At 53.7% G+C, this 21,866-nt stretch carries 18 protein-coding genes; 7 read left to right on the plus strand and 11 right to left on the minus strand.

The window, feature by feature from the left end; all coding sequences use genetic code 11:
* Position 1: 1 nt before the first annotated feature.
* Positions 2-3,055 (plus strand): efflux RND transporter permease subunit, encoded by a 3,054-nt coding sequence (locus K5621_RS19110; RefSeq protein WP_221050056.1) that lies wholly within the window; start codon positions 2-4, stop codon positions 3,053-3,055.
* Positions 3,052-3,357 (plus strand): DUF3240 family protein, encoded by a 306-nt coding sequence (locus K5621_RS19115; RefSeq protein WP_025009174.1) that lies wholly within the window; start codon positions 3,052-3,054, stop codon positions 3,355-3,357. The genes K5621_RS19110 and K5621_RS19115 overlap by 4 nt, the downstream gene beginning before the upstream one ends.
* Here the strand turns inward: K5621_RS19115 and K5621_RS19120 are convergent.
* The 8 genes from K5621_RS19120 to K5621_RS19155 form a co-directional block, all read right to left on the minus strand.
* Entirely contained in the window at positions 3,348-3,965 is a 618-nt protein-coding gene (locus K5621_RS19120; RefSeq protein WP_101055879.1) for a paraquat-inducible protein A, read from the minus strand. The two genes, K5621_RS19115 and K5621_RS19120, sit on opposite strands and share 10 nt — an antisense overlap.
* 75 nt (positions 3,966-4,040) lie before the next feature.
* Positions 4,041-5,222, minus strand: coding sequence for a cyclic di-GMP phosphodiesterase (locus K5621_RS19125; RefSeq protein ID WP_221050057.1), 1,182 nt, complete (start codon positions 5,220-5,222; stop codon positions 4,041-4,043).
* Positions 5,223-5,669: 447 nt separating this feature from the next.
* Positions 5,670-5,885 carry a hypothetical protein gene (locus K5621_RS19130; protein WP_100143291.1) on the minus strand — a complete coding sequence of 72 codons (216 nt, stop codon included), beginning with the start codon at positions 5,883-5,885 and terminating at the stop codon, positions 5,670-5,672.
* The gene (locus K5621_RS19135; RefSeq protein ID WP_221050058.1) at positions 5,886-6,617 is read right to left on the minus strand and encodes a DNA-binding protein; all 732 of its coding nucleotides are present in this window, start codon (positions 6,615-6,617) and stop codon (positions 5,886-5,888) included.
* A 13-nt stretch (positions 6,618-6,630) separates the two neighbouring features.
* Positions 6,631-7,185: a core component of ECF transporter gene (locus K5621_RS19140; protein WP_100143289.1), complete on the minus strand. Its 555-nt coding sequence runs from the start codon at positions 7,183-7,185 to the stop codon at positions 6,631-6,633.
* Entirely contained in the window at positions 7,172-7,855 is a 684-nt protein-coding gene (locus K5621_RS19145; RefSeq protein ID WP_229671979.1) for an energy-coupling factor transporter transmembrane component T, read from the minus strand. Before K5621_RS19145 ends, K5621_RS19140 begins: the two co-directional genes overlap by 14 nt.
* Complete coding sequence (locus tag K5621_RS19150) at positions 7,845-9,194, minus strand: ATP-binding cassette domain-containing protein (RefSeq protein ID WP_221050059.1); 1,350 nt, start codon at positions 9,192-9,194, stop codon at positions 7,845-7,847. Before K5621_RS19150 ends, K5621_RS19145 begins: the two co-directional genes overlap by 11 nt.
* 2 nt (positions 9,195-9,196) lie before the next feature.
* On the minus strand, positions 9,197-11,281 hold the full coding sequence (locus tag K5621_RS19155) for a TonB-dependent receptor plug domain-containing protein (protein ID WP_221050060.1): 2,085 nt from the start codon (positions 11,279-11,281) through the stop codon (positions 9,197-9,199).
* A 354-nt stretch (positions 11,282-11,635) separates the two neighbouring features.
* On the opposite strand from K5621_RS19155, the gene K5621_RS19160 reads away from it, so the two are divergent.
* Positions 11,636-12,994, plus strand: a complete 1,359-nt coding sequence (locus K5621_RS19160) for an isochorismate synthase (RefSeq protein WP_221050061.1) — start codon at positions 11,636-11,638, stop codon at positions 12,992-12,994.
* Here the strand turns inward: K5621_RS19160 and K5621_RS19165 are convergent.
* Positions 12,991-13,737 carry a substrate-binding periplasmic protein gene (locus K5621_RS19165; protein ID WP_221050062.1) on the minus strand — a complete coding sequence of 249 codons (747 nt, stop codon included), beginning with the start codon at positions 13,735-13,737 and terminating at the stop codon, positions 12,991-12,993. The two genes, K5621_RS19160 and K5621_RS19165, sit on opposite strands and share 4 nt — an antisense overlap.
* Before the next feature lie 168 nt (positions 13,738-13,905).
* On the opposite strand from K5621_RS19165, the gene K5621_RS19170 reads away from it, so the two are divergent.
* Together K5621_RS19170 and K5621_RS19175 are read left to right on the plus strand one after the other, a co-directional pair.
* On the plus strand, positions 13,906-14,565 hold the full coding sequence (locus tag K5621_RS19170; protein WP_100143283.1) for a 7-cyano-7-deazaguanine/7-aminomethyl-7-deazaguanine transporter: 660 nt from the start codon (positions 13,906-13,908) through the stop codon (positions 14,563-14,565).
* Between the two features lie 83 nt (positions 14,566-14,648).
* Positions 14,649-15,113, plus strand: coding sequence for a GNAT family N-acetyltransferase (locus tag K5621_RS19175; protein WP_342370133.1), 465 nt, complete (start codon positions 14,649-14,651; stop codon positions 15,111-15,113).
* Between the two features lie 140 nt (positions 15,114-15,253).
* Here K5621_RS19175 and K5621_RS19180 read toward each other — a convergent pair whose 3' ends face one another.
* Both K5621_RS19180 and K5621_RS19185 read right to left on the minus strand, forming a co-directional pair.
* On the minus strand, positions 15,254-15,991 hold the full coding sequence (locus K5621_RS19180; protein ID WP_054744273.1) for a TorF family putative porin: 738 nt from the start codon (positions 15,989-15,991) through the stop codon (positions 15,254-15,256).
* Positions 15,992-16,130: 139 nt separating this feature from the next.
* Positions 16,131-17,078, minus strand: coding sequence for a LysR family transcriptional regulator (locus K5621_RS19185; protein ID WP_100143281.1), 948 nt, complete (start codon positions 17,076-17,078; stop codon positions 16,131-16,133).
* Between the two features lie 471 nt (positions 17,079-17,549).
* Between K5621_RS19185 and K5621_RS19190 the strand changes: the two genes are divergently transcribed.
* Positions 17,550-18,692: an efflux RND transporter periplasmic adaptor subunit gene (locus K5621_RS19190; protein ID WP_100143280.1), complete on the plus strand. Its 1,143-nt coding sequence runs from the start codon at positions 17,550-17,552 to the stop codon at positions 18,690-18,692.
* A 13-nt stretch (positions 18,693-18,705) separates the two neighbouring features.
* Entirely contained in the window at positions 18,706-21,837 is a 3,132-nt protein-coding gene (locus K5621_RS19195; protein WP_100143279.1) for an efflux RND transporter permease subunit, read from the plus strand.
* The last annotated feature ends 29 nt before the right edge of the window (positions 21,838-21,866 follow it).

The raw sequence follows: 21,866 nt of genomic DNA on the forward strand, positions 1-21,866 counted from the left end.
CATGCTCAGTGCCATTATCCGTTTCTCCCTTACTCAAAGGCTGTTTACCCTGATAACAGCGCTGCTGCTCTGTGGTGCCGGCGCCTATTCCTGGCTGGGGCTGCCACTGGACGCCTTCCCGGATATCTCGCCGACCCAGGTGAAAATCATCCTCAAGGCTCCCGGCATGACAGCCGAAGAGATAGAGGCCCAGGTGACAGTACCGGTTGAGACTGAGTTACTGGGGATCCCCAAGCAGGCGATACTGCGTTCCACCAGCAAGTATGCTATTACCGACATCACCCTGGACTTCAACGAAGGCACAGATATTTACTGGGCCAGACAGCAAGTGAGTGAACGCTTGGCGGCGGTATGGGACAAATTGCCCGCCGATCTGGAAGGCGGCGTCGCCCCCATGAGCACCCCGCTCAGTGAAATCTTTATGTTTTCGCTGGAGAATCCCTCGCTGTCGCTGCTGGAGCGCCGTCAGTTGCTGGAATGGGAAGTCAGGCCGCTGCTGCGTACCGTGCCCGGAGTCGCCGATGTCAACATTCTCGGCGGTTTTGCCAAGACACTGCAGATCACCCCTGACCCAGTCGCCCTGGCTCAGGCCGGTATCAGCCAGGAAGAGTTGATAGCCCGTATCGAGAGCAACAACAGCAACACCGGTGCCGGACGCATCACGCTAGGGACAGATAACCTGACGGTTCGCACCGAAGGGCGCATCGACTCACTGGAAGCCCTGCAACAACTGGTGATTGCCACCAATCAGGGCGGCAGCTATCGCCTGCAAGACCTCGCCCGGGTCGAAATAGGCCATCTCAGCCGCTACGGCGCCGTGACCCGTAATGGAGAAGAAACCACAGAGGCCTTGATCGTCGGCCTCAAGGATGCCAATACCGATCAGGTCATCAAACAGGTACGGGAAAAGCTGGCTCAGATAGAAAAGACCCTTCCTCCCGGCAGCCAGCTGAATGTGTTCTACGACAGGGCCAACCTGATAGGCACAGCCATAGGCACCATTTCAGATGCCCTGTTTGAGGCCGTGGTGTTGGTTATTCTGTTGTTGGCGCTGTTTCTCGGCAACTTGCGGGCGGCATTGGTGGTATCACTGTCGCTGCCATTGGCGGCGCTGGCCACCTTTATGCTGATGCGCTACTTCAATCTGTCGGCCAACCTGATGAGCCTCGGTGGCCTGGTGATCGCCATCGGCATGTTGGTGGACTCCTCCGTGGTGGTGGTGGAGAACATGGTCAACCAGATTGCCGGCGGCAAACGCCTGCCCAGGCTGCACCTCATCTACCGCGCCACCAAAGATGTGGCCGTGCCTGTGGTGTCAGGCACCCTGATAGTGATCATAGTCTTCTCACCGCTGCTGACCCTCAGCGGCCTCGAAGGCAAACTGTTCACCCCAGTGGCTATCACCATAGTGTTTGCCATGCTGTCGGCACTGGCACTGTCGCTGACGGTGATCCCCGTGCTGGCCTCCTATCTGGTCAATGAAAAAGCGGCCAACGAACCCAAGGCCATTGGCTGGCTCAAGGCGCGCTACCTGCTCAGTCTGCAGTGGGTGTTACAGCACGGTAAGGCGTTTTGCGCCACGGCACTGGTGGCACTGGTACTGAGCTTGGGGCTGTTTACTCAGGTGGGTAAAACCTTTATGCCGACCCTGGATGAGGGTGACATTATTCTGCAGTTGGAGAAGTCCCCATCGATTTCGCTGCAGGCCTCGCTGGCACTGGATACTCAGATAGAGCAGCACCTGCTGGCCACTGTGCCCGAGATACGCCAGTTGGTCGCCCGCACCGGCGCCGATGAGCTGGGGCTGGATCCCATGGGGCTGAATGAGACCGATGTCTTCATGGAACTTAAACCCGTGGAGGAGTGGCGCTTTGCCAGCAAGGAGGAGCTTATCGATGCCATACGCACCGAAGTGCTCAAGTTTCCGGGGATCAATTTCAACTTCACCCAACCTATCCAGATGCGGGTCTCCGAGATGCTTACCGGCAGCATAGGCGATGTGGCAATTAAAATTTTCGGTGAAGATCATGAGACGCTTTCAAGATTGGCCAGCGAGACGGCACACCTGACCAGCGCCACTCGCGGCAGTCAGGATGTCAAAACCGCCATGACCGAAGGCAGCCCCTTTATCAACCTCCGTCTCAAGGAGGGTTTGGCCCGCAGTTACAACATGAGTGCCGATGAGTTTGGCCGCTATCTCAAGAGCCAACTGGAAGGCCTGGCCATAACCGAGATAATCCAGGGCAAGAAGCGAACTCCCGTGCTGATCGCCCAGGCAGCAGATGGTATCAACAGCCTGCCGCAACTGGAGCAAAGGCTATTGGTAATGCCGGATGCCAGCCTCAGGCCCCTTGGTGAACTGGCGCAAATAAGCTATCGCGAAGGGCCGATACTGATTGAGCGCGAGCAAGGCAACCGTTTTGCCGTGGTCACCACCAATGTCAGCGGCCGCGATATCGTCGGCTTTGTCGAAGAACTACAGGGCAAGCTGGCCGCTGAACTGTCTCTGCCCAGCGGTTACAGCCTGAATTTCGGTGGCGAGTTCGAGAACCAGCAACGGGCAACCCGTAACCTGTTGCTGGTGGTGCCCGTGGCGCTGATGCTGATCAACCTGATCCTGTTCACCACCTTCGGCAATATCTCCAAGGCCTTGCTGATCCTGGCCAACGTCCCCTTTGCCATGATGGGCGGTATCTTCAGCCTGTTTATCTCGGGCGAATACCTGTCGGTGCCAGCCTCAGTGGGCTTTATCGCCCTGCTGGGGGTAGCCGTGCTCAACGGCGTGGTGATGGTCAGTTACTATGAACAGTCGCGGCATCTGTTTGCCAGCCTCAGTGAGCGGGTCGAACAAGGTGCCGCCCGCCGACTGCGGCCGATTCTGATGACGGCCACCACCGCCATGTTCGGCCTGATCCCGCTGGCCTTTGCCACCGGGCCCGGCGCCGAAATTCAAAGGCCGCTGGCAATCGTGGTCATAGGCGGGCTGATCACCTCCACTATCACCACCCTCTATTTGTTGCCGCTGCTGTATCAAACCCTGGAGAAACGCCAATGAAACAACTCTTGGTGCTGATAGTGCAGCACAATCTAAAAGACGATGTGGTCGACACCCTGATGTCGCTGGACTACCTCTCCGGCTTCAGCCTGATCAATATCTGTGGCTTCAGCCGCGAGCACAGCCACTTCAATCTCAAGGAACAGGTGGAAGGTTATCGGGAATTCTACAAGTTTGAGGTGATGCACCCGCAAGAGTCACAGCAGGCGCTGCTGCAAACCCTCGCGGAAGTTTGCCGCCACAACCCCTGCCGCTATTGGATAGTACCGATAGCGACAGACGGCGTGCTGGGTCAGGACTGACGAGGTTTGAGCCAATACTGGCCGGCGATGGCCAATAGGCAATAGCCGAGGAAGAACCAAAAGCCCGACTCCAGGCTGGCGTGGGTGTGAACCAAATCCCCCATGCCGGCCGAGGCGTTACCGGCCATATAGGTGATTATAAGCGCCACCACAAATACGTCGGCCATGGACCATTTGGCAATGGCCGCGGTAATACTGTCGATGATCTGCCGCACCTTACTGGACAGCGGCGCCTGAGCCAGCAGCATCAACCCCAGCTTGCAGGCCGGCACTATCACGGAAAACAGCATCACCAGCGCCGCCACCAGGGTATTGCCGTGTTGATGCAGCTCGGTCACTGTGCCCCAGATACTGCGGGTCTTGTTGAACACCTCCATTTCACCTTGAAGATTGTTCAGCCCCAACATACCGCTGATCATCGCCAGCATTCCCCTGGCACTGTCGCGCCCGGAATCATCACTGACGGCTTCGGCAATCATGTCCAACCCGGCTTCGGTCAGTTCGGCCTTTTCCACCGTGCCGCTGACACTCAAAATAGGTTGAGTCACCCCGGGGATCAGCAAGGCCAGCGACAATAACAGGGTCATAATAGGTAAAATTCGGCGCATCGGGGTCACTCCACAAACTCAACAAAAAGGCCCACCACTCGGCGGGCCCATCAGTTTACCCAGTTTGCAGCCAGATCAATAGAAAGGCTTGGGATCAACATCCAATGAGCTGGGCGACACACCTCTGTCTATGTTGAGATCCGACTTTAAAAGATCCACCATGGTCACTTCAGTATACCGTTTAAATTTCAATGAATAGAAACACTTAACTACTGGATGTAATGCATCTCTATTCTTGGACTCCCAGACTATGCCCACCCGACCATCGGACAGTTGCACCAAAGAACCGACCGGATAGACACCGATACAGCGAATGAATTCGTACACCAGACTCTCATCCAGATGGAAGGGGGTCAGACTGAGCAGAATTTTAAAGGCAGCTGCCGGACTCATCGCCTCTTTATAACAGCGGGTGGCGGTAAGGGCATCATAGATATCCACAATACAGCTCATACGCCCATGCAGCGTCAACTCATCCCCTTTCAGACCCCTTGGGTAACCACTGCCATCGAGTTTTTCGTGGTGCATCAGGCACACATCCTTGCTCACTTGAGACAAGCCCTTGGCCTGTTCCATGATCTCGATGGCGTAGACTTGGTGCAACTTCATATGCTCAAATTCTTCCGGCGTCAGCTTGCCCGGCTTGTGCAGTATCTTGTTATTCACCTTGATCTTACCGATATCATGGAGAACACCGCCGATCGCCAGCTGTCTGAGCATCTCGCGATCCAGCTTGAGATATTTACCAAAGGTAATCAGCAGGAAAGCGACATTGACCGAATGTTCCAGTAAGTAGGCATCTTTGGATCTCAGCGCCGATATGCATTTCATCGCATCCGAGTCGAGCATCACCGACTCGATCATATTGTCCGCCAGCGCCGCAAACGGCTCGACTTCTATCGCCTTGCCTTCGAAGGTTTCACTGAGGACTTTGCGCACCAAGCTCTTGGCTTCAGTGAGCAGCTGTTTGGCCTGCCCCATTGCCAATTCGTGGTTAATCGAGGTTTTGCGTGGATTGCTATTGAGGCCGGGGCGTTGCTTTTTCAGACCGCAGCTTTCGCTGGAACGCTCAACATCAACCCAGACAAAACGAATGCCGCTGTTACTGAGCTTAGTGATCGCCTGACGGCTCTTGATCTGGCCGGCATTGGCGATAGTCAGCTGGCCATTATTTTCAATGGCCGACACATACATGCCTATCCCCAATTGAGTGACAGGCAACTTCAAAAGAGCTGCTGTCGGTACCGCATCTGTCATTCTTTCACTCCGGCAATGGCTCTTGGTAACAGACCAAAAGACGTTTATTCCGGGTTAATACCGATTCCCATGGATGTTTACGCCAACCGGAGCATACAACCATCAGAATACCGGCTTACTTGCCATGATATAACCAGACTATACCCAAACAGAGTCACTCGCTATAACAAGACAAACAGCAACGGTAATCCTTTAGTTGCCAGTTCCTCAAAAAAAGCAGAAAAACGGCCCACGCAACACAGAGCATGTCAGTTTATCCCGATAAACCTTTCATGATTCTCGTTGTGAGCCGATTTTTCCTATCACTGAAGGAGTCAACACCGATGAAGAATGGTAGAAGAGACGTTACCAACCATATGGTCACCCGGATTTGGCTTCATTTTAGAAGCCAAATCCCCAATTGCCTATGCACCTATCGAGGTAAAATGTCGCTTTATGAGGCTAATCTCATTCAGAGAGCGGACCAAGACACTGAAACCCTTCACTCAACCAGCGGCGATACTGGCAGTTGTAACAGGAGCGGGTCACATCATCTATCTGCTCGTCTTCGTCATCCTCTGTAAAACAAGCACATTGAACAGCCACCTCGCGGGCAGCCTGTAGATTGCTGTTGCCGCCGAGAAACAATCGCTTACCCTGCCTGAGTTCAAACCATTGCTGCATTCAGAACTCCTTCAGCTGCTGTTTACCGGCATTGTGCCACTCGGCGCCACGTTTGCTGACCAAGAGGGCAAACCTATGCTCGGCCCACACGGCTTTGACCTTGCCGCTAAGCCAGACAGTGTCGGTTTCCTGTAACCACTCACCATCTGTGGTCAATACGCCATCGAGCTCTGAGCGCTTTAGTATGTCGGCAACGCTGAAGGGCGCCGCGTCATCTGTCTGACCCAATTTCAGCTGGCCTTTCACCCGGCCATCATTCCCCGTGAGCCTGAGCCCGAGGCCGGCAAGCGCGCCGATAACACCCTGCCCTGTGCCGCCGTGCTCGCTGAGACTGATACCCAAGTGTTCGGCCAAGCCGTAGGCTTGCTCCTTGGTCTTGACCTCTTGCTTGGCCTCACGGCCAAAAGCCATCAGTGCTTCCTGGCCGCTGAAATCGGCTAGAGACAAGAGTGCCAACCCAGGATCGGCGGCGCTGGCCGATTCCCTGAGCAGATGAGCTATGGCCACTTCACGTATCGCCGCTAAGGTAAGCTCGCCACGATAACCAAAGCACATGGCACTATTGTGGGAAGTGTAAGGAATATCCGGGTGCACATAGAGCTGATGCCGGGTCACCAGGGAGGTTTGCCCGCCTTGTTGAGTCAACAACTCAGCAATCTCAGAAGCTATCTCACCGGTGCCTTTAGTGCCGATATCATCGGTATCGTCTATACAAATCAGCCAATCTTTCATCAATCAACCTTAATCAATCTGTCTGAATATCTTTGTGGAGAAGATCGTGGGCCTTGAGGCGTCTCAAAACAGGGGGCACCAGCAGCGCCCCGACTATGGCAAAGGCCCCACCTTGTAAACACTTGAGACCAAAACGCACCAAGGCCACCTGCTCACTCATGCCGACCAGCAGATCCTCTACCAGCCCTTTAGCGGCCCAGGCGATACAGCCCACCAAGGCCAGGGCGATGAAACGCCAGCGCAAGTTAAACGCATTGGCCAACAGCAGCAGCGCCAGGTCCATCGACACGGCCGGGATCACGAACTTAAGCAAGATCAGCGGGCCGCCCTTGCCCACCCCCAAAGTCATGGCAACTACTCCGGCCAAGGCGCCGCAGGCTGTCATGGCCCCCATGCGCCCAACAATGCCGTAACAGGTGAGATAGAAAAAGCTCATCAGCAACATAGAATGTCCCGACAGGCCGAGCTTTAATCTGAGCATGCTCTTGACCGCCACCAGCAAGGTGGCACAAAAGCCGATAAAGAGCGCATCCTGCAGTTGAAATCCTTTAGTTTTATTTGTTGCCATGTTCGCTCCGGTTGTCCCGCCAATGGGTAGGCTTGGAAGTGTGGCCAAAGTGGCGGCTCTTGGCGGCCAGCGCCATCTGTTTGGCCAATTTAAGCAGTTGGATCAAGAGGGGAAATAACACACAGTAGGCCAGCTCCGGCCAATTGCGGGGGTTGAGCAGTTGCTTGGGGGCAATTCGCGCCCCCCGCAGCCGCTGCAGTTGATAGATCTCGGCGATCTCCTGGGTCATAAAGGGCAGCAGGCCTATGGAGGCAGCCACCACAAAGGCCCATTTGGCCGGCATGACCAGGCACAACACCTCGCCTATTCGTTCCGGGCGTACGGAAACCGACAGCCACCATCCCGGCAGCAGCGCTAGAGTGATGCGGGCCACGGCCAAGGTGCCTTGGCCCAGCTGCTCGCCGCCGTGCATCAGTGCATACAACCCCAAAGTAAAACCGAGTTGCAGCAAGACAAAGCGGATCACCCCGCCAATGGCGCCGCGCTGCAGCATGCCATGAACTACCAAGATCAAATTGATGGCGGCTAACCAGGGAAGCTGCGCCTGAGGCAGAAGAAACGCCGCCGATGACAAGGTCACTACCAATAACAGAGCGGTGGCGCTGCCCCACATGCCTAAATCCAACCCCTTAGGAGAAGTACGGCCGTGGCGCCGTCCTTTAACCCACACAGGCAACCTCCTCCGGAGTAACCTCTATCTCCAGCTGTCCTTGTTGTAACCGCCAAACTTGGCTGGATGGCAAGTTCGGCAAGGGTCTGTGGCTGGCTATCACTATGCTGCTCCCCTGTTCACGCAGGTAGTTGAGGATCTGCCACAATCGCCCCAGATATTCGCCATCCAATCCAGCCAAGGGGTCATCCAACAGCATCAAGCTAGGGGTCACACAGGCGATGGAGGCCAAGGCGATCAAATGCTGCTGACCATAGGACAGTGTATGGGGCGAGCTTTGGGCGAGATGCAGCAGGTCGAGCTGCTCAAGTAGGTTTTCGGCCCGGGAAAGCGGCAGGTCGAAGCGGCGCAGACCAAACTGCATCTCCTCGATCACTGTGGCCTCAAACAACTGACGGTTGGGACGCTGCATCAACAGCCCCAGCATAGAACCAAAGATGCCTGGTTTGGGCTTACGACCGAAGACCCGCAACGGCAGTGACGCTACCGCGGGTTGAATACCGGCTATCGCCTTCAGTAAACTGCTCTTGCCCGAACCGTTGTTACCCATCAGGGTCACCAGCTCACCGGCGCCCAAAGACAGACCCTGTTGACACACAAACAGGGGCGTATGCCCCTGATAACGAAATTCAAATGAAGTGGCACTGACCAGTTCCCGGCTCCGATCCGGCTCCAGCCGTTGCAAATGGCTGCCGGGCTCAACCCGATAACTGCCGGGCAGCAGGCGACCTTGGTGCAAGTGCCAGAAGTGTTCAACAACCGAGGCAAAAGCCTGCGCGTTGTGTTCCACCAAGACAACGGCCATACCTTCAGCCCGCAGATTACGGATCACTGCCAGCAATTCATCGACACCGGCATCATCCAGTTGCGCCCAAGGTTCATCCAACAGCAGAACCGCCGGTTCACTCACCAACTGGGCGGCTATCATCAGGCGATACTTTTGTCCAAGAGACAACTTGCTAATTGGGGTTTCCAGCGAAACAAACAAGCCCACCCGGCGCAGTGCATGCTGCACCCGGGAGATCATCTGGTCGCTGGGTACACCGAGATTTTCCAGGGCAAAGGCCCCCTCAGCCCCGACTGTCTGGCGCAATATTTGTACTTGGGGGTCTTGCATCACCAGGCCCACCAACAGCCCCTGACGCTTAAAAATACCGCCTTCACAGGGGCGATGTTGCAGCCCGGCAAGCAGAGCCAGCAGACTGGACTTACCCGAACCCGTGGGGCCACTGATGCAGTGGCAGGAGCCGGATTCTATTTTCAGATCCAGATCCCTCAAAATCAAAGGCTGCAAACAGCCGTAATTGAAATTGATCCCTTCGAGTTCGAGTAAGCGCATTATCAGATCTGCCAGTTAATCCCAACAAAGACTTGTCTACCGGCCTGAGGCAGAGAATCGCTCTGATAGTAATTCTCGTCCAGCAGGTTAGTGGCTCGCAAGTAGAGTTCCAAGTTGTCTTTAAGCAAAGGCTGTACCAGATTGATGTCCACCAGGGTGTAATCCTCCAGGGATTTCTCCTGCCACACCTTTTGACCGCCGATCTTCTCCTTATCGTAGTAGTTCTGGTCCATGATGCGTTCTACGTTCAGGTGGATGCGAGTCTCGATCGGCAACTTGTAACCCAACTGGAAGCGCAGTTGATGCTTGGGACGATAGTCCAGACCATCAAACCCTGTGCTGCTGTCTCTGTCTTCGGCGTTCAGATAGCTGTAGCTCAAGCTCAGATCCAGATTCTCTATGCTGTTGTTGGACAGCACGGTATCCAAACCCTGGAAGCGATAGTTGCCTATGTTCTGGTACATGCCATTGACATCTTTGGCAATGTAATCATCGGCATCAGTGTGATAGAGGTATAACTGCAGCTCGGTATTCATTCCCAGCCCCTGCTCCAGCCCCAGCTCAACATGCTTGGAGATTTCCGTTTCCAGCTCCTGGTTACCGGAAGATAGGGAATAAAGGTTACGCATCGAGGGGAAACGTACCTTACGAGCCGCACTCAGGCTCAGACGAGTCTCATCGGCCGCTTGCCAGAAACCTGAGGCCAGCGCCGAGTAATCGTTCTCGTTGCCTTCGGTCTTGTCCATATCGTGGTAAGCACCACCCAGAGTAAAGCCCCAATCGCCTTCTGATTGGAACTGATACTCGGCCGCCGCAGTATAAACCCAGGCCGAATCATCGAATAATTCAGTGCTAGCACTGCTACCACCACCAGAGCCGCTGCCACCACCAGAACCATTACCACCGCCGGAGCCCGAACCACCGCCAGAACCACCACCGGATCCCTTACCGCCACCAGAGGCCTTGCGGCTGCCTGACTTGGAGGAGCCCAGGCTTTCGGCTAGCGCTTCCCAGCTCTGCTTTTCAGCAATCACTGAAGTCGTCAGCATGCCTGCGGTGTCGAAGTCGGTGATCAGCTGTAGATTGGCGCCTTGCACTGTAGAGCGGCCGTCCTGGGAGTCGGTCAATGCGGCGTAGCTGTCATCGCCGTAAACGGTTTCATAGGTGTCGCTCTGGTTGTGATAACCAAAGCCACGGAAAGTGAAAGTATCATTGAACTTGTGTGCCAGACCCAGTTGGAAAGTCTGTGAATCATAGTCATCGACCCGTTCAAACTTGACCCGACCGCTACCGCTGCCATCTCTTGGTGGCTTGCCCCACTCGCCTGAGCGCAGTGCCATATTGGCAATCAGTTGAGTGTTGTCACTGAGCCAGTAGCTGCCTTGAGCGTACAGGTTGGTCAGTTCTTTATCTGCATTGTTTCGTAGATATTTATCTTGATACTCAGTGACTTGATAGTCAGATGACATAGGAAAACCATCTGTGTGCTGATAACCAGCACTGATAAGCCCCTGCCAGTTGTCGCCCGAACCGGCGGCACTGATATCACCCTTGAAGGTGTCATCCTTTGCCAGTTCCAGGTTGCCGGATAACGCAGGAGCGCTGCTTCCTCGTTTGGTGATGATGTTGATAACACCACCGGCGCCGCCTGGGCCATAGAGTACTGAAGTTGGGCCAACGGAGACTTCAACCCTGGCAATCTGACTAGTTGGGATCACGCTGGGATCAAACTGACCATCATCGGCGCTATTGGCCGGTACGCCATTGATCAACAGGGTCACATGGCGGGTCTTGAAACCGCGGATATCCACTCTTGGAGTGCCCTCGCCGCCGTAACGCACGTAAACGCCGGGGACATTCTTCAACACTTCATCCAGGCTCTGGGCTCCCAGTGCCTGGATTTCCTCTTCGGAAATGCTCCAACTGGTAGTAGCAACTTCGGTAGCGTTGGCACGCTCACCGTGCACCACTATCACATCCATTGCGTTGTCCACCAAAGGATCACGTTCAATAGGGGCCGCATTGGCCTGCATGGCACAGCCCAACGCCAGTGCGAGGGCAGAGAGTTTTACCGGTATATGGGACATAAGGCTCTTCTGTCATTTCAGGTTGGAATTATCCGGGCTATTCTGGCGCCGCCCAAAAAAGCCACAAGCTGAATAACAGCAAAAACCAATATAGATCGAGATATTAGTTCGTAGGGAGTACGAAACCGAATGCCGATAAGACAGATTGTCCCACCCAGACAATTTGCCGAGCAAAAATGTCCACTTACATCACATTAACTTAAACTGATTAATGGGATCATGCTACACGTCACACAGGCCCCTTCGATGGCTTGACACTCGGAGTGTGGAACTTTAGTTTGTGTTAAAGATACTGTTAGCCGGACGCTTTCTGCTTCCGGATCCCTTTGTTCGGATTGTTCGGAGTCCCCCCCTTTGTCAGCACTTACCCTGCCTCAGGCCATTTCGTCACTCAAAGACAAACTGTGTCAACTGGCCAAACTGACGCCAGCAGAGCCTATTGTCCAATTGGCTGCTGAGGTACAGGCGATTCCGCTGATCTCCTGGCTGGCCTCCCAGCCCAGCTATCCGAGGGTCTACTGGCAAGGAAGGGACCGACTCGAAGAAGTGGCTGCCATCGGCTGCTGCCTGGATTTTCGCTTCGAGGATGAAGTCACAGACGAGGCCTTGGCCGAAGTCTATGAAAAGCAGCGCGCCTACTCCAGTAATCAGGAGATCCGCTACTATGGCGGTGTCGCCTTCGATCGCGAAATCGCCTCTTGGCCCGAGTTTGGTCGCGCCAGATTCCTGTTACCCAGAATCGAGCTGAGACGTAGTTCGGACCATTTCCGCCTCTTGGTTAACCTGAATTTGGGCCAGCCTGACAAGCAAGCGGAAATAACTCTGGCACAAGCCGCGCTGGATGCTTTAATGCCAGCCCGACCCATGACGCCACCGACCAAGACAGAACAGTTGTCACGCAATGACAGACCTGACTACCCGCGCTGGAAGACACTGGTGGAACAGGTTACCGCCCCCAGATTCAACCAGAACACGCCCAAAGTGGTGCTGTCGCGCCTGACTCAGCTGCAGGTGAAAGACACGCCGGATCCCTGGCAAGTATTGGCCAGCTGGCAGGGGCGCAACCCCAATAGTTTTCAGTTTGGTTTCGAATTCAGCCCACAGCGCAGCTTTATCTCCTGTTCGCCCGAGCGTCTCTATCGCCGCCAGCAGCAAGAGCTGTATACCGAAGCCCTAGCCGGCACCACCATTCGCGGCCTAACACCGGAAGAAGATGAGCGTCTGGCGCAACAACTGTTGGATGACAGCAAGAATAGCCATGAAAATCAGTTGGTCAGGGAGCATATTGTCAAAGCGCTGACCCCGCTGAGCCGTTATGTCGGCGCCGATGAGACGCCAACCATCTTTAAACTCAACCATATTCAACACCTACACAGATCGATTCGCGCCGAGCTGCGGCACGGAGTAAAAGATTTTCAACTGCTGCAAGCCTTGCACCCAACCCCGGCCGTCGGCGGCCTGCCACGGGAGTCGGCTATCAGTTTTCTGCGCCAACGAGAAGGTTATATGCGCGGCTGGTACGCCGGAGCCTGCGGTTATCTGAATAAATATGAGAGTGAGTTTGCGGTAGCCATTCGCTGTGCCCTGTTGGAGCCCGGCTGCATCAATCTGTTCGCCGGCGCCGGTATAGTCGCAGGCTCAGATCCACAAGCCGAATGGCAAGAGTTAGAGAATAAGCTCGCCACCATAATGTCGATTCTGTTGGATTTTTAAGGCGGGGGTGGCTCCTGCATCCGCAATTGCAATTGCTCCATACATCTCTGCTTGATAGCCTCCAGCTCACCCGACTGCTCCAGTTCGGCAAACTGCTGGTCAAATATCTGTTTTAACTTGAGCCCTTTAGGGTTTTTGGCAAAGGCAAAGTAGACATCGGCCCGCAACACGTCCTCTATAATAACCAATCTCCTAGGTTGATCGAGTTGCTGCAATAACGGCAGCATATCCGGTTTATAGTCGAGCACCGCATCGATTTTGCCGACATTGACCTGCCGTAACATCTCCAGCAGGCTGCTGGTTTCCTGATAGTACATGGGGACCTGAGTCAGGGTAAAAAAACGATAGGCGATCAGGGCTTGAACCCGGCGAGAAGTCAGAGAGTCTATCCCTTGCCAAACACTGGCCAGCTCGGGGGTCACTGCGGCATCTATCACCTCGGTTTCGACCTTTTGAGCACTGTAGACCCCCTTGGAAATATCTCCCAGATAAAGCCCCAACACCATGTCCACCTGTTCACGCTCCAGCATATACAGGGAACGGGGAAAGGGCACAAACTGAATTTCCAGTTGCCATTCCGGCGCGGGGAAAGCCCGTCGCAACAACTCAAAATAATAACCTTCGCCATTGGTTTCGGTATAACCGCCCCAACTGGCGGTGGCGACCTGGATCTTGGTCGGTTCGGCAATCGCAGGCCAGGCAAAAACTAGCAAGACCAACAACAGGCAGCAGATTCGATTCATTTTACTCTCCTGTCTTCCTTTTCAGTGTAGAGTAGCTTGAGATGGACTGGACATTTTTTACGCTCCCCTCTTGTCAGCCTGATTCTGGGCACTATAATGTGCGCCCTTTCGGTAAAACCGAAGATGCGGGTTCCCTCACCCCGCCCAACCAACTAAAAAGGTCACAATATGTTAATGTTAACCAATGCGCAGCTCAAACGCGCGCTGATCCTCTTGGTCAGTTTTCACATTCTGATTATCAGTGCCAGTAACTATCTGGTGCAGCTACCATTTCAGCTATTCGGCTTCCACACAACCTGGGGCGCCTTCAGCTTTCCTTTCGTCTATCTGGCAACCGACTTGACGGTACGGATATTCGGCCAAGCCGCCGCCCGGCAGATCATCTTCAAGGCTATGCTACCGGCTTTGCTGATCTCCTACGCCATGGGCGTACTGTTTCATCAGGGCAATTTTCAGGGGCTAGGTGCACTATCGGACTTCAACACCTTTGTATTCCGCATCGCCTTTGCCAGTTTTGCCGCCTATCTAGTGGGCCAACTGATGGATATCGCGGTGTTTGCCCGAATTCGCCGCCAGTGTGCCTGGTGGGTCGCTCCGGCGGCCTCAACCCTGATAGGCAACCTGGTGGATACTCTGGTGTTCTTCAGTATCGCCTTCTTCGCCTCCAGTGACCCCTTCATGGCCGCCAACTGGCCGGAAATCGCCGCAGTGGACTACAGCTTTAAGTTGTTGGTCAGTCTGGGACTGTTCCTGCCGGCCTATGGCGTGTTGCTGCGACTGCTGCAAGATAAGATCTTACAGACGGAAAACCAGCAGCAATTCTCCTGATGCATTCAACTGGCCAGACCTGTTATAATTTTGGCCAGTTTTTATCCCGCAACCAGTGAGACTTGCGGCCCGTTGAGAGAATAATGATGTACTCCATTGAAATCAAAGCTATTACTGAGATTGATCAGCAACAGATCAATGAGATCATGGCCTTGAGTGCTCAGATCCCCGAGTTTGATTCCGGCTACCAACAGCAAGAATTTGAACGCCGACTGACAGGCAACAACTGTTTATTGTTGTTGGCCTTTGTGGAAGGTGAGCTGGCTGGATTCAAACTGGGTTATGCGCTGGACGAACAGTGTTTTTACAGTTGGCTGGGCGGTGTGTTACCCGATTATCGCAGTCTGGGGCTGGCGCGTAGCATGCTGGAAGCTCAGGAACGTTGGGCCACTCAGGCCGGGTATAAACAGATCCAGGTTAAGACCCGCAACCAATTCCGCTCTATGTTGAATATGCTGATCAGCCATCACTATCAGGTGGTGGACTTCCGCGCCGAACCCGGGCATGTTGCCGACAACCGCCTCTATTTTGAAAAGAGCATGTGCTAAGAACGTCTTGCTACTACGAACCACGCCTTGCATCTAGGCCTGTTAACGACGCAGAGCACAGATGGAACTTGTTCGCACTTTCCCTAAAAAAAAAGAGTACGCCAAATGGCGTACTCTTAAAAACTGCAGGGAAGCAGTCATTAAAACGCTTTGCTGATACCTATTACTAACCTGTCATCGAAGATTTCTGTCTGGGTACCATAAACTTTGTGGTCTGATTCAACCGTACTGCCGTGGTAACGTAAGTCCAGGTTGAAACCATAGAACTCCTTGCTTACCCCCAGGTTCCAGTGTCCCCATCCCTCGGCGCCATTACCGCTCAGGTCCTGATAACCTACTGAGCCGGAAACCTTGATACCGTTCTCGAAGCTATAGCTTGGATGCAGGGCATAGTTGACACCATGCCAGCCATCAACACCAAACCAGTCATCCACAGTCGGCGTTACTTCCAGTTGCAGATGGGCTCGACCGAAAGACTTGCCGAGTTTCAACCACAACTCTGTGTAGTTGGAGTAGGACGCGCCCGGATAGAGGTAAGAGAACAGCATGACATCATAGGTGAAGCCTGAATCACCCAACTCACCGCTCTTGCCGATGAAAGGTGCTGTAACGATTTCGAGGTTGGGGTCGGCAAACTTAATGTTGGAGGCAAAAACCCCGGCATACCAGCCGGCGTCATGGTTCCAGCTAAAAGTCCCCTGAACGACTGGCACATCGCCATCCAGAGTTTCCGACTCGCCACGGAACACATAGTCAGAGGCAAAGGTCAGATTGCCGGCAAAACTGCCACCGGCGAAACGGGGAGCTTCGTCTGCCAGTGCCATAGAACTGCTGCACAGCAGCAAACCTGATAAAAACAGCTTATGAGTTGGGTTCATCTTTATCCACCAGAGCTTGAGTGTTGTTAGCCTGGATAGTAAGAAGAAGTTGTGAACAAGGTTATCTAGCTGAATGAACCATGGAGGAATGAATGTGAATAATTATGAATGACTGCGGCAACGTCGCAGTCATTCTGGCTTATTCGAAGCCTTCGGGGCGCTTCACATACTCGGGGATCTCCAGCAGCATGTTACCCCAGTAACCGAACAAGGCCTGATAGATAAAATCTATAAAAATAATGTATTTACGTGGCAAATAGGCTCGTTTGGGATAAGACAGCAGCAAGGTGTTGTGTTCCATGGGGAAATCTTCGAGCACAGTAACCAGAGTCCCTTTTTGCAAGGCTTCATCGGCGATCATCGGCGGCAGACAAGTGATCCCCAGGCCGGCGATGGCCGCTTCCCGAGCCAGAGTAATATTATTGACCTTGAGCTGCACCTCAGGAGTGATCACCTGCCATTGCTTGCCATCGAAAATTTTCCAACAGCCATCATTGATAAGCTGGATCCCGCCCTGCTCTATACCCTTGTGATGCCAGAGATCATCCGGAGTCTGCGGAGTACCATGGCGTTTGAGGTAATCCGGGCTGGCCATCAGGGTAGTACTGGTCTTCACCAGTTGGTAATGCTGCAGGCGTGAATCTTCGATGCCACAAAGGTGGAAGAGTATGTCTATCCCCTCTTCAACCATATCTACCTTACGGTTGGTCAGCTCAGCCTCTATGGTGATATCCGGATAGGCCTCGAGAAAACGGGCAAATACCGGACCGAGAAACAACTGCCCCATCTCAATCGGACAGACTACCCTCAAATTACCCTTGACCCGTTGCTGGTTGGCACTGAGTTGGGCTTCGGCATTTTCCAGGTCTACCAGAATCTTGGTGATCTTATTGTAATACTCAGAGCCGGCTTCGGTTAATCTCAATGCCCGGGTGGTTCTGAACAGTAGTTGAACACCGGTCGCCTTTTCCAGTTCGGCGACTTTACGGCTGACGGTGGTCTTGGTGAGCCCCAACGCCTTGGCGGCACCGGTAAAGCTACCCTGCTCAACAACTTGAGCAAATATTTGTACCCTGTTTAGATCCATTTATTGTTGCACCTGTGGGACAGTGGGTTTATTTCTATGTGACTAATAAAATAATAGTGACAGTAGTAGAATACTCGCCTCTCGGAGGGGGATCCAGCATGAAACAGAGATATTTCTCTCATTTCAGCCTTGTTCACGCCCTCCTCAAAACACTTGCTGTAACCGGGAAGAGCAAGGTGTCCCCAGACAAAAAAATGGATGCAGACCTAGTTAAGGAAACGCCGAAACTGGAAACATAAGTTGTTGAAATCATAAATATCACAACTAAATGTAAATAAATGGCAATAGTGTCGTTTATTGATTAAAAAGTTTTCAATCATTTACACTTTTCGCTTATCCTGTAGCTTGTTGAGACAGAATGCTTGTGCGATAAATATAGGTTCGACATTTTTGCTGACTAACTGCGCCAGGAAAGCTGTCACGCGAGACATTATTCCCTTCCCGGCAAGCAGATACTGATTAGGAGTTATCATGCGGCATGTATTAAAAGTTGCCTCAGTTGTAAGTATGGCGTTATGGATGACGGCCTGTGGGTCGGAAGCTGAACAAGCCAAAAGCAATCAGGCGGCCCCCGCTATGGAAGTCAGTGTCCTCGAAGTCAAGTCGGCTCCGCAGGCGCTGCAAGTGCAGTTGCCAGGGCGCAGCATAGCTTATCTTGAAGCCGAAGTACGGCCTCAAGTCAATGGCATCATTTTAAAACGTAGTTTCACCGAAGGCGGAGATGTAAAACAGGGCGAGTCCCTGTATCAGATCGATCCTTCTACTTATAAAGCGTCTCTGCAGAGCGCCAAGGCTGAGCTGGCCCGCGCCGAAGCGGCATTGGCTTCAGCCAAGTCGACTCATATTCGCTACCAGGAACTGCTCAAGACCAAATACATAAGTAAAGAAGAGTACGACAAGGCAGATGCTTCCTATAAAGAAGCGCTGGCGGCGGTAGAAGTGGCCAAGGCAGCCATCAATACTGCAACCATTAACGTCAACTATACCGAAGTTCAGGCGCCTATTTCGGGCCGAATCGGTAAGTCCAGCGTTACCGCCGGTGCTCTGGTGACCGCCAACCAGGCTCAAGCCTTGGCGACCATCCAACAGCTGGATCCCATCAATGTGGATATCGTTCAGTCCAGCACCCAGATGTTGCGCCTCAAGAGTCTGCTGAAAGCCGGTAAGCTGGAAGCGGCCAAAGATGCCGAAGTCACTCTGCTGCTGGAAGATGGCTCTGTCTATGATCACAAGGGGCGCTTACAGTTTGCCGAAGTCAGTGTCGATGAGAATACGGGGTCTGTGACTCTGAGAGCCGAGTTCCCGAACCCGGATCACACCCTGCTGCCAGGCATGTATGTACGTGCTAACCTCAATACCGGCATCGATCCTCAAGCGATTCTGGTGCCACAAAAAGCGATTAGCCGTAATCCTAAGGGTGAAGCAGTGGCCATGTTGGTTAACGCCGAAAACAAGGTTGAAGCTCGCGTCATCAAAACAGCCAATGTGATCAATAATCAATGGCGAGTTACCGATGGCCTCAAGCCAGGTGACAAGCTGATTGTCGAAGGGCTGCAGAAAATCCGTCCCGGCATGCCAGTGACGGCCAAACCCATGACAGCAAATCAGCAATAACAGGGCGGAAGTTATGGCACGTTTCTTTATCGATCGCCCCATCTTCGCATGGGTGATCGCCATTATTATCATGCTGGCAGGTGTCCTGGCTATTAAGGGCCTGCCGGTTTCCCAGTACCCGGACATTGCGCCGCCAACCATTGTGGTTGCCGCCAACTATCCAGGTGCATCGGCCAAGACGGTGGAAGATTCTGTCACTCAGGTGATTGAACAACGCATGACAGGTCTCGACCATCTGCGCTATATCAAGTCCACCAGTGACAGCTTCGGTAACGCCGAAATCACTCTGACCTTTAACGCCGAGGCGGACCCCGACATCGCCCAGGTTCAGGTACAGAATAAGCTGCAGGCCGCCATGGCCTTGCTGCCTCAGGAAGTAACGGCTCAAGGTATCAGGGTTAACAAGTCCGGTTCGGGCTTCCTGATGGTGGTCGCATTTATTTCCGAAGATGGCTCCATGACCAAGGCCGACCTCGCCGACTACGTGGGCTCAAACGTTCAGGATCCTATGAGCCGTGTGCCTGGTGTAGGTGAAACTACCCTGTTCGGTGCCCAATACTCAATGCGTATCTGGGTCGACCCACTGAAACTGACCAACTATAACCTGACGACTCTGGATGTGATCGCCGCGATCCGGGAGCAGAACGCTCAGGTTTCTGCCGGTCAATTGGGTGGCGCTCCAGCGGTGCAAGGTCAGGAACTGAATGCGACTATTTCGGCTCAGAGCCGTTTGCAAACGCCTGAGGAATTCCGCAACATCATCCTCAAATCGAGTACCTCTGGTGCCAACGTCTATCTAGGCGATGTTGCCAAGGTCGAACTGGGCTCAGAGAGTTATTCTATCGAATCACTCTATAATGGACGCCCTGCCACGGGTCTGGCGATCAAACTGGCCACTGGCGCCAACGCGCTGGATACCGCCGAAGCCGTGCGCGCCAAAGTGGAAGAGATGAAACCCTTCTTCCCAGCCGGCATGCAGGTTGTGTATCCCTATGACACTACTCCATTCGTGAAAAACTCTATCGAAGGTGTGGTTCATACCCTGCTGGAAGCCGTGGTGCTGGTGTTCGTCATCATGTATCTGTTCCTGCAAAACTTCCGCGCTACCTTGATCCCAACGATTGCGGTGCCGGTAGTATTGCTGGGTACCTTCGCCATCCTGTCTTTCACCGGATTCTCGATTAACACCCTGACCATGTTCGCCATGGTATTGGCCATCGGCCTCTTGGTGGATGACGCCATCGTGGTGGTGGAAAACGTTGAACGGGTAATGTCCGAAGAGGGCCTCAGTCCCAAAGAAGCGACCAAGAAGTCCATGGGACAAATCACCGGCGCCTTGGTGGGTATCGGTCTGACGCTGTCGGCAGTATTTGTTCCTATGGCCTTCATGTCGGGTTCCACCGGGGTGATTTATCGTCAGTTCTCCATCACTATCGTATCGGCGATGGCACTGTCGGTATTGGTAGCAATCGTGCTGACGCCGGCACTCTGCGCCACTATGCTCAAACCGCTGAAGAAGGGACATACCCACGCCGAAACCGGTTTCTTCGGCTGGTTTAACCGCAGCTTCGATCGCATGACGGGCAAATATGAAGGCACTGTTGCCGGTATCATAAAACGCTCTGTCCGCATGAGCGCAGTTTACCTGGCACTGGTGGTAGCCGTCGGCTGGATCTTTATCCGCATGCCAACCGCCTTCTTGCCGGACGAAGATCAGGGCATTCTTTTTGCCCAAGCGATTCTGCCAACCAACTCCACTCAGGAAAGCACCTTGAAGGTGCTGGAAAAGGTTTCAGATCAGTTCCTGGCAGATGATAACGTTAAGTCGGTTCTGAGTGTGGCGGGCTTCAGTTTCGCCGGTCAGGGTCAGAACATGGGTATCGCCTTCGTTGGGCTGAAAGACTGGTCAGAACGTACTGCTCCCGGCAGTGATGTTCAGTCTGTCGCAGGCCGTGCCATGGCGGTGTTCAGCCAGATGAAGGAAGCCTTTGTGTTTGCCTTCGTGCCACCAGCGGTAATCGAGCTGGGTACGGCCAACGGTTTTGACCTCTTCCTACAGGACAAAAACGGCCAAGGACACGAAAAGCTGGTTCAAGCTCGTAACCAACTGCTGGGTATGGCGGCTCAGAATCCCAACCTGGTGGGCGTACGCCCCAATGGTCAGGAAGATGCACCCATGTATCAGCTGCATATAGATCATGCCAAGCTGCGAGCGCTGGGCGTCAACATAGGTGATGTCAACAATGTGCTCTCTGCCGCTTGGGGTGGTTCCTATGTCAACGACTTCGTTGACCGTGGCCGGGTGAAGAAAGTTTATGTTCAGGCTGAAGCCAAATACCGGATGCAGCCTGAAGATCTGGACTCCTGGTATGTACGCAACGCCAAGGGAGACATGGTGCCCTTCTCTGCCTTTGCTACCGGCAGCTGGGAGTATGGCTCACCGCGTCTGGAACGCTTCAATGGTCTACCGGCGATGAACATCCAGGGGGCAACGGTTCCTGGCTTCAGTACAGGTGAGGCGATGAACATCATGGAAGACATGGTCAAGCAGCTGCCACCCGGTTTTGGTATCGAATGGAACGGCCTCTCCTACGAGGAACGTTTGTCAGGCAACCAGGCGCCTGCGCTCTACGCGCTGTCAATTCTGGTAGTATTCCTGGTATTGGCGGCTCTGTATGAAAGCTGGTCTGTACCTTTCGCGGTAATTCTGGTGGTACCTCTAGGTATTATCGGTGCCCTGATCGCCATGAATGGCCGTGGCTTGCCAAATGACGTGTTCTTCCAGGTAGGTCTGTTGACCACTGTGGGTCTGGCAACTAAGAACGCCATTCTGATCGTGGAATTCGCCAAGGAATACTATGAACAAGGTTCCAAGCTTGTCGATGCGACCCTGCATGCGGTGCGGGTGCGTCTGCGGCCGATTCTGATGACCTCACTGGCATTCGGCCTCGGGGTTGTGCCACTGGCAGTCAGTACGGGCGTAGGCTCAGGCAGTCAAAACGCCATCGGTACTGGGGTGCTGGGCGGTATGATCAGCTCAACCTTCCTGGGTATCTTCTTTATCCCACTCTTCTTCGTGGTGGTAGAGCGCCTATTCAGTAAGCGAGAGCGTGAAGAACGCAAACTACGAAAACAGGCTGAGTAATTCAGTAATCACCATAAAGCCCGGCTGAT

The organism is Shewanella carassii (assembly GCF_019670705.1).
Taxonomy (GTDB): Bacteria; Pseudomonadota; Gammaproteobacteria; order Enterobacterales; family Shewanellaceae; genus Shewanella; species Shewanella carassii.

Bases quoted from the DNA above. Each gene is read 5' to 3' on its own strand.
- K5621_RS19175 (WP_342370133.1), top strand. From the start codon at position 14,649: ATGATGTACTCCATTGAAATCAAAGCTATTACTGAGATTGATCAGCAA.
- K5621_RS19195 (WP_100143279.1), top strand. From the start codon at position 18,706: ATGGCACGTTTCTTTATCGATCGCCCCATCTTCGCATGGGTGATCGCC.
- K5621_RS19185 (WP_100143281.1), bottom strand. From the start codon at position 17,078: ATGGATCTAAACAGGGTACAAATATTTGCTCAAGTTGTTGAGCAGGGT.
- K5621_RS19140 (WP_100143289.1), bottom strand. From the start codon at position 7,185: ATGGCAACAAATAAAACTAAAGGATTTCAACTGCAGGATGCGCTCTTT.
- K5621_RS19170 (WP_100143283.1), top strand. From the start codon at position 13,906: ATGTTAATGTTAACCAATGCGCAGCTCAAACGCGCGCTGATCCTCTTG.
- K5621_RS19150 (WP_221050059.1), bottom strand. From the start codon at position 9,194: ATGCGCTTACTCGAACTCGAAGGGATCAATTTCAATTACGGCTGTTTG.
- K5621_RS19115 (WP_025009174.1), top strand. From the start codon at position 3,052: ATGAAACAACTCTTGGTGCTGATAGTGCAGCACAATCTAAAAGACGAT.
- K5621_RS19110 (WP_221050056.1), top strand. From the start codon at position 2: ATGCTCAGTGCCATTATCCGTTTCTCCCTTACTCAAAGGCTGTTTACC.
- K5621_RS19190 (WP_100143280.1), top strand. From the start codon at position 17,550: ATGCGGCATGTATTAAAAGTTGCCTCAGTTGTAAGTATGGCGTTATGG.
- K5621_RS19120 (WP_101055879.1), bottom strand. From the start codon at position 3,965: ATGCGCCGAATTTTACCTATTATGACCCTGTTATTGTCGCTGGCCTTG.
- K5621_RS19135 (WP_221050058.1), bottom strand. From the start codon at position 6,617: ATGAAAGATTGGCTGATTTGTATAGACGATACCGATGATATCGGCACT.
- K5621_RS19155 (WP_221050060.1), bottom strand. From the start codon at position 11,281: ATGTCCCATATACCGGTAAAACTCTCTGCCCTCGCACTGGCGTTGGGC.
- K5621_RS19180 (WP_054744273.1), bottom strand. From the start codon at position 15,991: ATGAACCCAACTCATAAGCTGTTTTTATCAGGTTTGCTGCTGTGCAGC.
- K5621_RS19125 (WP_221050057.1), bottom strand. From the start codon at position 5,222: ATGACAGATGCGGTACCGACAGCAGCTCTTTTGAAGTTGCCTGTCACT.
- K5621_RS19165 (WP_221050062.1), bottom strand. From the start codon at position 13,737: ATGAATCGAATCTGCTGCCTGTTGTTGGTCTTGCTAGTTTTTGCCTGG.
- K5621_RS19130 (WP_100143291.1), bottom strand. From the start codon at position 5,885: ATGCAGCAATGGTTTGAACTCAGGCAGGGTAAGCGATTGTTTCTCGGC.